At 70.0% G+C, this 11,868-nt stretch carries 12 protein-coding genes; 5 read left to right on the top strand and 7 right to left on the bottom strand.

Translation table 11 applies throughout. The features are described 5' to 3' along the window. Positions 1–18: 18 nt before the first annotated feature. A complete protein-coding gene (locus AB0A65_RS22710; RefSeq protein ID WP_359954325.1) occupies positions 19–570 on the bottom strand; it encodes an ATP-dependent Clp protease proteolytic subunit in 552 nt (183 codons plus the stop codon). 340 nt (positions 571–910) lie between these two features. Beyond that, entirely contained in the window at positions 911–2,068 is a 1,158-nt protein-coding gene (locus AB0A65_RS22715) for a S8 family serine peptidase (RefSeq protein ID WP_359954133.1), read from the bottom strand. A 128-nt stretch (positions 2,069–2,196) separates the two neighbouring features. On the opposite strand from AB0A65_RS22715, the gene AB0A65_RS22720 reads away from it, so the two are divergent. The 5 genes from AB0A65_RS22720 (at position 2,197) to AB0A65_RS22740 (ending at position 7,455) form a co-directional block, all read left to right on the top strand. Further along, a complete protein-coding gene (locus tag AB0A65_RS22720; RefSeq protein WP_359954135.1) occupies positions 2,197–2,550 on the top strand; it encodes a hypothetical protein in 354 nt (117 codons plus the stop codon). 192 nt (positions 2,551–2,742) lie between these two features. Further along, positions 2,743–4,011 (top strand): extracellular solute-binding protein, encoded by a 1,269-nt coding sequence (locus tag AB0A65_RS22725; protein ID WP_359954137.1) that lies wholly within the window; start codon positions 2,743–2,745, stop codon positions 4,009–4,011. 96 nt (positions 4,012–4,107) lie between these two features. Continuing rightward, on the top strand, positions 4,108–4,947 hold the full coding sequence (locus AB0A65_RS22730) for a sugar ABC transporter permease (protein WP_359954327.1): 840 nt from the start codon (positions 4,108–4,110) through the stop codon (positions 4,945–4,947). Between the two features lie 116 nt (positions 4,948–5,063). Then, entirely contained in the window at positions 5,064–5,816 is a 753-nt protein-coding gene (locus tag AB0A65_RS22735) for a carbohydrate ABC transporter permease (RefSeq protein WP_359954329.1), read from the top strand. Next, positions 5,797–7,455, top strand: a complete 1,659-nt coding sequence (locus AB0A65_RS22740; RefSeq protein ID WP_359954139.1) for a hypothetical protein — start codon at positions 5,797–5,799, stop codon at positions 7,453–7,455. Before AB0A65_RS22735 ends, AB0A65_RS22740 begins: the two co-directional genes overlap by 20 nt. A 57-nt stretch (positions 7,456–7,512) precedes the next feature. Here AB0A65_RS22740 and AB0A65_RS22745 read toward each other — a convergent pair whose 3' ends face one another. The 5 genes from AB0A65_RS22745 to AB0A65_RS22765 form a co-directional block, all read right to left on the bottom strand. Further along, entirely contained in the window at positions 7,513–8,316 is an 804-nt protein-coding gene (locus tag AB0A65_RS22745) for a CPBP family intramembrane glutamic endopeptidase (protein ID WP_359954141.1), read from the bottom strand. A 97-nt stretch (positions 8,317–8,413) separates the two neighbouring features. Beyond that, positions 8,414–9,121 (bottom strand): ABC transporter ATP-binding protein, encoded by a 708-nt coding sequence (locus AB0A65_RS22750; RefSeq protein WP_359954143.1) that lies wholly within the window; start codon positions 9,119–9,121, stop codon positions 8,414–8,416. Next, positions 9,108–9,968 carry an ABC transporter ATP-binding protein gene (locus AB0A65_RS22755; protein ID WP_359954145.1) on the bottom strand — a complete coding sequence of 287 codons (861 nt, stop codon included), beginning with the start codon at positions 9,966–9,968 and terminating at the stop codon, positions 9,108–9,110. Before AB0A65_RS22755 ends, AB0A65_RS22750 begins: the two co-directional genes overlap by 14 nt. Further along, on the bottom strand, positions 9,965–10,996 hold the full coding sequence (locus tag AB0A65_RS22760) for a branched-chain amino acid ABC transporter permease (RefSeq protein WP_359954147.1): 1,032 nt from the start codon (positions 10,994–10,996) through the stop codon (positions 9,965–9,967). The genes AB0A65_RS22755 and AB0A65_RS22760 overlap by 4 nt, the downstream gene beginning before the upstream one ends. A 1-nt stretch (position 10,997) precedes the next feature. Beyond that, positions 10,998–11,867: a branched-chain amino acid ABC transporter permease gene (locus AB0A65_RS22765; RefSeq protein WP_359954149.1), complete on the bottom strand. Its 870-nt coding sequence runs from the start codon at positions 11,865–11,867 to the stop codon at positions 10,998–11,000. Between the last annotated feature and the right edge of the window lies 1 nt (position 11,868).

Raw genomic sequence — 11,868 nt, forward strand, 5'->3', positions numbered from 1 at the left:
GTTCCCCTCCTGGTTGGTCTAGTTGCCCTCGGCGGGGACTTCGGAAACCCGCTGGACGACGTGGTCGATGAAGCCGTAGTCCTTCGCCTCGGCGGCGGTGAACCAGCGGTCGCGGTCGGAGTCGCGCTCGATCTCCTCGATCGTGCGGCCGGTGTGGTGGGCGACGCGCTCCTGGAACATCTGCTTGGTGTAGAGCATCTGCTCGGCGAGGATCGCCACGTCGGAGGCGGTGCCGCCGATGCCGCCGGAGGGCTGGTGCATCATGATGCGCGCGTGCGGGAGCGCGTAGCGCTTGCCCGAGGTGCCGGCGCACAGGAGCAGCTGGCCCATGGAGGCGGCCATGCCCATGGCGATGGTCTGGACGTCGTTCTTGATGAACTGCATGGTGTCGTAGATGGCCATGCCGTCGTAGACCGAGCCGCCGGGCGAGTTGATGTAGAGCTTGATGTCGCGCTCGTCGTCTTCGGCCTCCAGCAGGATGAGCTGGGCGCAGAGGCGGTTGGCGAGCTCGGAGGTGACCTCGGAGCCGAGGAAGATGATGCGCTCCTTGAGCAACCGGTCGAAGACCATGGCGTCCAGACCGGGCTCGGCGGCGCCGCCACCGCCGCGGCGGGCGATCGCGTTGACGACGTCCTTCTCCAGCTGCGAGGAGAATGGAATCGAATGCTCCATGTCTTTGCACCTTCATTCTGTCTCGGCGATATGGGCTCGGCGTTGCTGCCAATCCAGACCTTAGCCCGTCCGGGCGACGATCGGACGCGCCTGGGCTCCGTGTTCGCTTCCAGCGGAGCGCGGCGGAGGACCAGTGTGGGGCATCGATGCGAGCGGATGCGCGGACCGGGTGTCCGTCGCGGCGGAGGGCGGAAACGCGTAGGACCCGGCGCGGGGCCGGGTCCTACTGGTCGTGCGGCTAGGCGGTGACGCGGAGCAGCAGGTTCGGGCTGCCCTGGACGTCGGTGACGGCGCCGGTCGTGGCGGCGCCGGTGAGGGCGGCGGCGACTTGCGCGGGGGTGGCGGTCGGGTGGGCGGAGAGGTAGACGGCGGCGGCTCCGGCGACGTGCGGGGAGGCCATGGAGGTGCCGCTCAGGGAGGACGGGGTGCCGAGGAGGTAGGGCGAGGTGATGTCCTGGCCGGGGGCGAAGAGGTCGACGCAGGAGCCGAAGTTGGAGAAGTCGGCGCGGGCGTCGGCGTCGGTGGAGGCCGCGACGGTGATCGCGGCGGGGGTGCGGGCGGGCGAGACGCCGCAGGCGTCGGCGGTCTCGTTGCCCGCGGCGACGGCGTAGGTTACGCCGGAGGCGATGGAGGCGGCGACGGCCGCGTCGAGGGCGTCGGAGAGGCCGCCGCCGAGGCTCATGTTGGCGACGGCGGGCTTGACGGCGTTGGCGGTGACCCAGTCGACGCCTTGGACGACGCCGGCGGTGGTGCCGGAGCCGAGGCAGTTGAGGACCTGGACGGGGACGATGGTGACCTGCTTGGCGACCCCGTAGGTCGTGCCGCCGACGGTCCCGGCGACGTGGGTGCCGTGGCCGTTGCAGTCGAGGCCCTGGAGGCCGGGGAGGATCGCGGAGTAGCCGGTGGCGGTGCGGCCGGAGAAGTCGGCGGTGGCGGCCCAGATGCCGGTGTCGATGATGTAGGCGTGGACGCCCGCTCCGGCGTTGGGATAGGTGTAGGACGCGTCGAGCGGGAGGGCGGCCTGGTCGATGCGGTCGAGGCCCCAGGACGGCGGGTCCGCTTGGGTCGCTTGGGTCTCGATGACCTGGTTCTGCTCGACGTAGGCGACGTCCGGGTCGGCGGCGAGGCGTTCGGCCTCGCGCTCGGTCATGGTGGCGAGGACGGCGTCGACGGAGTCGAAGGCGGTCACGACGTCGCCGCCGAACTCGTCGACGACCTGGGCGGAGGCGCCGTCCTCGAAGGCGACGATGTAGGAGCCGGGGATGGCGTCGGGGCTGTCGGCGCCGAGGATCTCGGCGGTCTGGGCGGAGGCGGGGGCCGCGGCGAACCCGGCGGCGCCGAGGGCGGCGGCCGCGGCGGTGACGAGGAGGCGCCGGACGGGGGAATGCATCACCATGAAAGGTCACCCTTCAGGAGAAAACGGGCTATGGCATCTGTCACAAGGTACCAAAATATTGATAGATTTGGTTACCCCGTGGTAACGGATTTCCGACGATCCCTCATACGTCCCCAATGGAGTCAATTGTGTCCGGTTCCCCTACCGCCCGTTTGCGTCTGCTCGGCATCCTCTTCTGGCTGGCCGGCGGCGCGGTCCTCACCTTCGGCTGGATGGGCATGGCCGAGCTGGCCTACGTCGACGGCCAGATGCCCTTCCTCGTCTCCGGCGGCGCCGCCGGGCTCGCGCTGGTGCTCATCGGCTCGACGCTCGTCGTCATGTCCGCGCTCTTCGAGGCCGCCGAGCGCACCGCCCAGCGCACGGCCGAGCTGCTGACGCGGGCGGCCGACGAGGCCGTGGAGGCCGCCGCGGCGGCCGAGCGGGCCGCGAGGCCCGAGCCCGCGAAGGCCGCGGAGGAGGCGGTCGCCGCGAAGGGCGACTGACACCAGGGCTTTCATTCGAGTACCCAAGCGCCGCAACGATGCCCGCAGGCCCCGGAAGGACGTGTCCGGGGCCTGCAAAAGCACTGGTGGGGACCTACTGTCGCGCGCTAGTCGAAAGTCTGGTAGTTTCGGGCAAGCGCTTGACCGAGTGACCTGTGGCACTCGCATCCCCTTACTCGAAATGAGAGCTCAATGAAGAGAAGACTCGTCCTCAGCGCCGGCACCGCCGGTGCGGCGGCCCTCCCCCTCAGCGCCTGCGGGTTCATCGGCGGCGACGACGACGAAGGCGGCGCCGACAAGCTCAAGTTCTGGCTGTCGGGCGACGCCAACCAGGGCGGCGGCTTCCAGAAGATGGCCGACAAGTACTTCGAGGAGACCGGCGTCGAGATCGACATCGACGACATCCCCTACGACGACTTCGGCACCCGCCTGCGCAACGCGGCCCAGGCCGACGGCCTCCCCGACCTCGCCCGCGTCACCGCGATCGACCCGATCTGGATGAACCGGCTCGAAGACCTCTCGGACCTCGCCGCCGAGCGCGGCGTCATGGAGAGCCTCCTCGCCGAGAACGAGGACGGCGCCGTCCCGACCTTCCTCACCGACCTCACCGCCGTGGGCCTCTACGTCAACAAGAGCCTCTTCGACCAGGCCGGCGTCACCTACCCGACCACCGCGGACCAGCTGTGGACGTGGGACTCATTTCTCGCCGCGGTCAAGGAGGTGAAGGCCGCGACTGGAGCGCGCTACGGGCTCGTCATGGACCCGTCCTCGCACCGCCTGCGCTCCTTCATGTACCAGTTCGGGTCCGACGGGTTCACCCTCGGCGACGACTGCACGTACTCGACCAAGGAAGCCGAGACCACCGCGGCGCTCCAGTTCTTCGCCGACATCAACGACGACGACGTCATGCCCCGCTCCGTGTGGGTCTCCGGCGACGACGCGAACGCCCTCTTCAAGTCCGGCCAGGTCGCCGCCTACTACTCCGGGTCGTGGCAGGTCGCCGACTTCCAGGCGAACATCGCCGACTTCGAGTGGGCCTCGGCCCTCATGCCCGCCCAGACCCGCCGCGCCACCAACCTCGGCGGCGGCTACATCGTGGTCTACAGCGGCGACAGGTCCAAGGCCGCCCTGGACTTCCTGAACTGGCTGTTCGCCCCCGAGAACTACACCGAGATCTCCGAGATCTCCGGGTTCCTCCCCGTCGTCCAGGGCCTCGACATCGATTACGGCGACGCCCAGGCGAGCTTCGACCTATACAACGACGAGATCGCCAACTCCGCCGACGCCGCCGCCGCGCAGGAGCGCACCGCCCTGGAGATGGTCTACAAGGGCCAGACCTCCGGCTCCGACGCCGACCCCCTCAAGGACGAGGCCGTCAAACTCGCCAACGGGGAGCAGGACGTCGCCGCCACCATCGCGAACATCCTCGCTTCGCTCAACGAGAACATCATCTGCGAGTAGACCTTGACGGCCACCGCCATCGCGGACGAGCGCCGTACCGGACCGCGCAAGCGGCCCGGTACGGCCCCCCGCCGCCCCCGCTACCGGTCCGCGCCCCTGGTGCTCGCCGGCCTCAACATCGTCCTGTTCGGAGTGTTCTTCGTCTGGCCCGGCAGCCTGGGCCTGATCTACTCCTTCACCGACTACACCGGGATCGGGACCTACGACTTCATCGGCCTCGCCAACTACGAGAAGCTCTTCGGCGACCCCACCTTCTACCAGGCGCTCGTCAGGTCCCTGCTGTACACCGTGCTGTCCGTGCCGCTCGTGTACGCCATGTCGCTGACCGTCGCCTCGCTCCTGGTCTCCAAGTACGCCAAGGGCGGATCGGTCGCGAAGATCGTGTTCTTCTTCCCGTGGCTCATCTCCCCCATCGTCGCGGGCGTCGTGTGGCGGTGGATGTTCGGCGAGAGCTTCGGCTTCGTCAACTACGTCGTCACCGAGCTCGGCAACGACCCCCTCGCGTGGCAGACGAACGCCGACCTCGCCCTCATGGTCGTCGTCATGGCCGCCACCTGGGGCGGCACCGCGTTCAACATGCTCATCTTCATCGCGGCCCTCAAGAACGTGCCCCGCGCGTACTACGAGGCCGCCGAGATCGACGGCGCCAACGCCTGGCAGCGGTTCCGCCACATCACGCTCCCGTCCATCGCCCCCACCTCGTTCCTCGTGGTGCTCCTGTCCTCCCTCGGCGCCATGAAGGAGTTCGCGATGGTCCAGGCCCTCAACGGCGGCGGACCCGGCACCTCCAACGTCATGCTCACCCAGTACATCTACGAGACCGGCTTCAAACGGGCCGACGTCGGATACGCCAGCGCCGTGTCCATGGTCCTCATGGTCATCCTGCTGTCCATCGCGCTGCTCCAGATGTGGGTCAACCGGAGGCGAGCCGTATGAGCACCCTGACGACCGGCCGCCCGGACACCCGCCGCGCCAAGAGGACCCGCGAGCTCGGCGCCTCCGTGCCGCTGACCGCGTTCCTGTGGCTCCTCGCCGCCGTGTACGCGTTCCCGATGCTGTGGTTCCTGCTCAGCGCCTTCAAACCCGGCTCCGAGCTGTTCCAGTACCCGCTGTCGTTCCTCCCCGAGGACCCCACGGTCGCGGGGTTCGAGAAGGCGTGGGGCCGCTTCGACTTCATGCTGTACTTCTCGAACACGCTCGCCGTCGCCCTGACCACCACGGTCCTGACGGTCATGGCGAGCGCGATGTGCGGGTACGCGCTCGCGAAGTACCGGGAGCAGCGGTGGGTGCGGGTCTTCTTCATCTGCATCCTCGCGACGACGATGCTCCCCACGGAGGTCATCCTCTCGCCGACGTTCATCGTCATCCGCGACCTCGGCATGTACGACTCGTTCGCGGGCCTCGTGGTGCCCTCGATCCTCACGGCCACCGGCGTGTTCATGTTCCGGCAGTTCTTCCTGTCGGTGCCCGACGACATCGTGGAGGCCGCGCGCATCGACGGCGCCCGCGAGGCCGGGATCTTCTTCCGGATCATGCTGCCGATGTCGCGGCCGATCATCATGACGCTCGCGATCTTCTCGTTCCAGTGGCGCTGGAACGACTACGTGTGGCCGCTCATCGTCGTCGGCGACGAGCGGAAGTTCACGCTCCAGATCGCGCTGCGCAGCATCGTGGGCGCCGAGAACATCGACTGGCCGCTGCTGCTCGCCGCGTCGGTGATGTCGATCCTGCCGCTCGTGCTCATCTTCATCGTGTTCCAGAAGTACGTCATGAACGAGGACATCAATGCCGGACTCAAGGACTGACTTCGCGGCGGCCGTCACCGCGGCCGCCGACGCGCTCGCACGGGAGGTCCTCGCCGGGGCCGACGCCCTGGCGGCGTCCGACCCGCACCACCGGCAGGTCATGGGCGCCGCGCGGACCCTGGTGGCGTGCGCGGTGAACCCGGCGTCCGAGTTCTACGGATCGGCGCAGGCGCAGACGGCCGCGCTGCGGCTCGTGGAGCACCTGGCCGGGATGCAGGCGGACAACGGCCTGTTCGACGGGGAGAACTTCGCGTCCCCGCCCGACACGGCGTTCACGGTCAACGACCTGTGCGACACGTACGCGCTCTTGGCGATCGCCCCGGAGGGCCTGCCGGACCTGAAGGACGCGCTGGAGCGGATCGCGCTGGCCGCGGCCGGGCCGCTGCGCCTGGGCGGGCTCCACACGCCGAACCACCGGTGGGAGCTGTCGTCGGCACTCGCGAAGCTCAACCGGCACTGGCCCGACGGGCGGATCGCCGCGCGGATCGAGGAATGGCTGGCCGAGGGCGTCGACATCGACGCCGACGGCTGGTATTCGGAGCGGAGCCCGAACTACGCGCTGTGGGTGTCGAACCCGGCGCTCATCGCCCTCGGTGAGCACCTTGGCCGCCCGGCGCTGCTCGACCTGGTCGAGCGGAGCCTGAAGGCGGTCGCGGCGGCGGCGCTGCCGGACGGGACCGTGGAGACGGTCCACTCGCGGCGGCAGGACCAGAAGGGGACGATCCCCTTGGCGCCGTTCCTGACGCAGTTCCGGCGCTTCGCGATCCGGCGCGGCCGCGGCGACTTCGCGGCCGTCGCCGAAGGCATCGGGGGGATCGCGGACCCGGCTGCGGCGCTGACGGAGATCCTCCTCGAACCGGACCTGGCCGGGCCGCTCCCCGCGGCCGAGCCCCGGAAGGCCGGGACCGTGGTGTCCCCCGGGTCGGGCCTGGCCGTGGCGCGCGACGGGGACTTCGCGGTGACGGTGTACGGCGGTTCGGACTACGCCGCGCACGGGCGCATCCGCTCGGGGCTGGCGACGAACCCGACGTTCCTGCGGGTGTTCGCGGGCGCGGCGGTCCTGGACTCGGTGCGGCTCTCGCGGGACTTCTTCGGGCTCGGGCCGTTCCGGGCCGACGGGCTCGCCGCGGACGGCAACACGTTCCTCCTGCGGGAGAAGGCGAGTGCGGCGTACTACGGGCCGCTGCCGGACGGGTTCCGGCGGGAGGACGCGGTGTACGACCTGGCCGACGAGGGCCGGTTCTCGGCGTCGATGGACTTCGCGCACCGGCCCGCCGAACCGGTCGCCCTGGAGACCAGGATCGAGGTCACCGTGGGGGAACGTGAGGTGGCCGTGAAGATCGAGGCCGATCCGGGGCGGGTGCGGCAGGTCCTGGAGCTGGCGTTCCGCGACGGGGGCGGACTCGAAGGCGTGCGCCCCGTCGAGGGCGGTTTCGAGCCCGAGGGGACCGCGGCGGTCTACCGGCACGGGGCGGACCGGATCTCGGTCGAAGTGGACGCCAGGGGCGCCTTCACCCGCGGCTACCACCCCGGGGAGGACTACACGCACCTCGGCGGTACCGATGCGGCCCAGGGGATTCGTCTGTACGTGCCGCTCCCCCGCTCGGGCCGGTGCACGCTGGTCCTGCGGGCCGGATGACGACGACGTGAAGCGGCGCCCTCCCGGTCGGGAGGGCGCCGCTCGCGTGCTGCGGGCTCACATGAGGCCGGTCATGTAGGCGGTGGTGCCGACGACGGTCATCAGGAGCGCCGAGCCCGGGTGCATCCAGATGGAGGCGCGGATGTCGTGCTTGCCCCAGACGAACCAGACGCCCGGGAGCAGGAAGAGGATCTTCGAGGGGACCGTCCAGATCGCCCAGAAGTGGTAGATCGAGAACAGCGCGGTGTTGAACAGCGGCGCCCAGCGGCCGAGCTGCGGGAGGCGGGGCAGGAGGAAGCCGCGGAAGTAGTACTCCTCGATCAGCGGCAGGAGGAACCCGGTGAAGCCGCCGAAGATGAGCATGGTGGTGACGATGGTGCCCTTGTCGTACGCGTCGAGGTAGGTGGTGCCGGAGCTCCCGGAGCCCTCGAAGGTCACCCAGGTGAAGAAGGTGTCGTAGGTCCAGGCGTCGAGCGGCGCCAGCGAGAGCGACACGACGGTCATGTAGAGCAGGAACCCGATGCCGATCAGCGTGATCTTGCCGCGCGAGAAGGGCTTGTCGCGGTAGCGGACCACGCCGCCGCGCATCGTGTACTTGCCGGTCTTCTGCTTGCCCAGCCAGAACAGGCCGAACCAGAGCGGGAGGAGCACGACCATGAGGCCGATGGCCCAGGCCGCGAAGATCGGGAGTCCGGCGGCCCTGCTGATGGGCGCGCCGATCCAGGCGTAGGCGGCGACGATGAGGGCGCCGGGGACGAGGTGGAGGGCGATGGACAGGGGGATGGAGTGCTTGTCGGCGAGGAGCTTCGCGACGAAGCCGTTGGTCTGCTGCGCGGCGGGGGCGCTGTGCGTTTCGTTCATGACAGGAATGTTCGGGGGCGGCGCTGACACGCCCCTGACACGACGCTGACGGCGTTCTCTTTGAGATGTAACCCGTTGCGGTGCAACGGAATGTGAATCAGGTGCCGAAGTAGGCCGCTCTGACGGCGTCGTCGTTGAGGGTGTCGGCTCCGGAGCCGGAGACGGTGATGCGGCCCTGCTGCATGACGAACGCGGTGTCGGCCTGGGCGAGGACGCCGGCGTTCTGCTCGACCATGAGGACGGTGGTGCCGCGCTGGTTGATGAGCTTGACGGCGGCGAAGACCTGCTCGGTGAGCTTGGGAGAGAGGCCGAGCGACGCCTCGTCGATGAGGAGGAGACGCGGGGAGGACATCATGCCGCGTCCGATGGCGAGCATCTGCTGCTCGCCGCCGGAGAGGGTCCCGGCGAGCTGGTCGGCGCGCTCTTCGAGGCGCGGGAAGATCGCGTAGACCTCGCGGAGGTTCTCGCGCAGGCGGCGGGCGTCGCGGCGGATCGTCCAGGCGCCGAGGCGGAGGTTCTGCTTGACGGTGAGCGCCGGGAACACATGGCGCCCTTCGGGGACGAGGACGATCCCGGCCCGCACCCGCGCACCGGGCGGTCCCTTGAGGACTTCGCCGTCGTAGCGGATCTCGCCGCCGGTGACGGGCAGGAGCCCGGCGAGGGTCATGAGGGTGGTGGACTTCCCGGCGCCGTTGAGGCCCAGGAGGACCGCGTTGGAGCCCTCCTCGACGGCGAGGTCCACGCCGTGGAGGACCGGGACGGAGCCGTACCCGGCGCGCAGGTCCGCGACCTCAAGCAGTGCCATTCGACTTGCCTTCCGCCATGAGGGGCCATTCGGGGGGCTCGGAGGCGAACTGGACCGTGTCGTCCTCGGCGCCTTCGGGTTCGGCGGCCCCGCCGAGGTAGGCTGCGATCACCTCGGGGTGGCGCTGGATGGCCTCGGGCTCGCCCTCGGTGAGCAGTTCGCCGAAGTTGAGGACGTACACGTAGTCGCAGACCTCGGCGACCAGCGGCACGTGGTGCTCGATCATGAGGATGGTGAGCCGCAGGCGGTCCCGCAGCTCGCGCAGGGTGGAGGCGAGGCCGAGGGCCTCCTCGGGGCTGAGGCCGGAGGCGGGCTCGTCGAGCATGAGGAGCTTCGGGTCGGTGGCGAGGGCCATCGCCATGTCGCAGGTCTTGCGCACGCCGTACGGGAGTTCGCCGGTGCGCTCGTGGGCGACGTCGTCGAGGCCGAAGTACTCGACGATCTCGGCGGCGTCGCGGCGCAGCTCGCGCTCGCGGTGCCAGGTCCCGGCGAGGCCGAGCATCCCGGCCAGCGCGGAGTACCCGGCCCGCTGGTGCTGGGCGAGCATGACGTTCTCAGTGACCGTCAGGGAGTCGATGACGCCGAGGTTCTGCCAGGTGCGGGCCATGCCGCGGCGGGCGCGGCGGTGGGTGGGCAGGTGGGAGACGTCGCGGCCGTCGAAGTAGACGCGGCCGCCCTGGGGCTGGTAGATCCCGGTGAGGCAGTTGAAGCAGGAGGTCTTGCCGGCACCGTTGGGGCCGATGAGGCCGACGATCTGGCCTTCGCGGACGGTGAGCGAGAGGTCGTTGAGGACTTGGAGCCCGCCGAAGCGCAGGTGCAGTCCGTCCACTTTGAGGAGTTGCTTCACCGGTTGCCTCCCTTGGTGAGCCAGCGCGTGGCGGGTCTGAGGAGCTGCCCGAGGCCGCCGGGGAAGAACCGGAGGACGAGCAGGAGCATCACGACGACGATGAACGGCGGCAGCACGTGGTAGACGGCCTCGTTGAGGAACGGGGGCTGCCAGGGGAGCCCGGCGAGGAAGTTCGGGAGGGTCAGGGGCAGGAGCGCGAAGAACGCGGAGGCGAGGATGACGCCGAGGCGCGAGCGCAGGCCGCCGACGACGGTCATGAGGACCCACACGAGGGCCACTTGGAACTCGAAGTCCATGGCCTGGACGACCTGGTTCCAGTGGGCGAAGAGGCCGCCCGCGAGGCCCGCGGCGAGGCCGGAGAGGCTGAACGCGGCGAGCTTGTAGCCGATGACGTTGATGCCGAGGGTGGAGGCGATGCGCTCGTCGTTGCGGACGGCGGCGAGCGCGCGGCCCGCTTTGGTGGCGACGAGGCGCCAGTCGGCGTAGAGGACGAGGGCGAGGACGCCGAGGCACAGGAGCGCGAACGCGTGGTCGGAGGCGACGAGCGCGGGCCGGGGCGCGAAGGCGCCCGCGCCGCCGCCGGTGAACTCGCGCCAGTTGAAGATCGTGGTCTCGGCGGTGAGTCCGAACGCGAGGGTGACGAGCGCGAGGTAGAGGCCGGTGACGCGGAGGGCGACCATGCCGACGGCGGCGGCGGTGACCATCCCGGCGAGGGCCCCGGCGGCGAGGCCGAAGCCGAGGGGCGCGCCGAGGCGGGAGGCCATGAAGGCCGCGGCGAACGCGCCGATGCCGACGAACGCCTGGTGGCCGAGGGAGATCTGCCCGGCGTGGCCGGTGAGGGTGTTGATGGAGAGGCCGATGATCGCGTAGATCGCGGCGCGGCTGATCCGCTGGGCCCAGACGTCGCCGCCGAGGAGCAGCGGGAGGGCGGCGAGGGCGAGGAGCGCGATCACGATGGTGATGCGCAGGGCGAGGCCGAAGCGGCGCGCGGTCTTGACGCGCCCGAAGGTCATTGTCGCCGTTGCCATGTCAGGCTTCCTTCCCGAGGAGGCCCTGCGGGCGGATGAGGAGGACGAGCATGAGGAGCGCGAAGACGCCGAGTTCGGCGGCGCCGGGGACCTTGAGCTGCTGTCCGAGGAGGTAGATGCCGAGGTTCTGGACGACGCCGATGGCGATGCCGCCGACGAACGCGCCGGGGAGGCTGGTCATGCCGCCGAGGACGGCGGCGGCGAAGGCGGGCACGAGCATCGTGAGGGTCATGAACCCGGGCGTGAAGATCCCGACGGGCGCGTAGAGGAGTCCGGCGATGCCGCCGAGGAGCGCGGCCATGCCCCACACGAGCCGCGAGATCGCGACGGGGCTGATGCCGACGACCTGCGCGGCGCGGGTGTCCTGTGAGGACGCGAGGACGGCGAGTCCGAGGTCGGTCTTGAAGAACCAGGCCATCGCGGCCGCGAGCACGGCGAGGACGGCGAGGAGGATGAGCTGCTGCGGGAGGATGCCGGCGCCGAGGATGTTCACGCCGGTGCCCGCCATGAGGGGCGGCATGACGCGCGGGATCGGCTGTCCGAGGAGGACGATGATCGCGATCGTGAAGAGCGCGACGCCGACGAGTGCGACGAGCATGATCGTGCGGGACGCGGACTCCAGGGGCCGCACGATGACGCGCTCCACGGCGAGGCCCGTGGCGACGGCGGCGGCGAGGCCACCGACGATGCCGACCCAGTACGGGAGCCCGAGGTTGACGACGAGGTAGAAGGCCGCGAACGCCGCGACGCCGCCGAACTCGCCCTGCGCGAAGTTGAAGACGCGCTTGGCCTTGTAGACGAGGACGATGCCCACGGCGAGCAGCCCGTAGACCGCGCCCTGGAAGATCCCCAGTGCGAAGAAGGCGCCCACG

The sequence above is a fragment of the Glycomyces sp. NPDC047010 genome (assembly GCF_040644205.1).
In the GTDB taxonomy this organism is placed as follows: Bacteria; Actinomycetota; Actinomycetes; order Mycobacteriales; family Micromonosporaceae; genus Glycomyces.

Bases quoted from the DNA above. Each gene is read 5' to 3' on its own strand.
- AB0A65_RS22710 (WP_359954325.1), bottom strand. From the start codon at position 570: ATGGTCTTCGACCGGTTGCTCAAGGAGCGCATCATCTTCCTCGGCTCC.
- AB0A65_RS22715 (WP_359954133.1), bottom strand. From the start codon at position 2,068: ATGGTGATGCATTCCCCCGTCCGGCGCCTCCTCGTCACCGCCGCGGCC.
- AB0A65_RS22725 (WP_359954137.1), top strand. From the start codon at position 2,743: ATGAAGAGAAGACTCGTCCTCAGCGCCGGCACCGCCGGTGCGGCGGCC.
- AB0A65_RS22735 (WP_359954329.1), top strand. From the start codon at position 5,064: ATGCTGTGGTTCCTGCTCAGCGCCTTCAAACCCGGCTCCGAGCTGTTC.
- AB0A65_RS22740 (WP_359954139.1), top strand. From the start codon at position 5,797: ATGCCGGACTCAAGGACTGACTTCGCGGCGGCCGTCACCGCGGCCGCC.
- AB0A65_RS22745 (WP_359954141.1), bottom strand. From the start codon at position 8,316: ATGAACGAAACGCACAGCGCCCCCGCCGCGCAGCAGACCAACGGCTTC.
- AB0A65_RS22750 (WP_359954143.1), bottom strand. From the start codon at position 9,121: ATGGCACTGCTTGAGGTCGCGGACCTGCGCGCCGGGTACGGCTCCGTC.
- AB0A65_RS22760 (WP_359954147.1), bottom strand. From the start codon at position 10,996: ATGGCAACGGCGACAATGACCTTCGGGCGCGTCAAGACCGCGCGCCGC.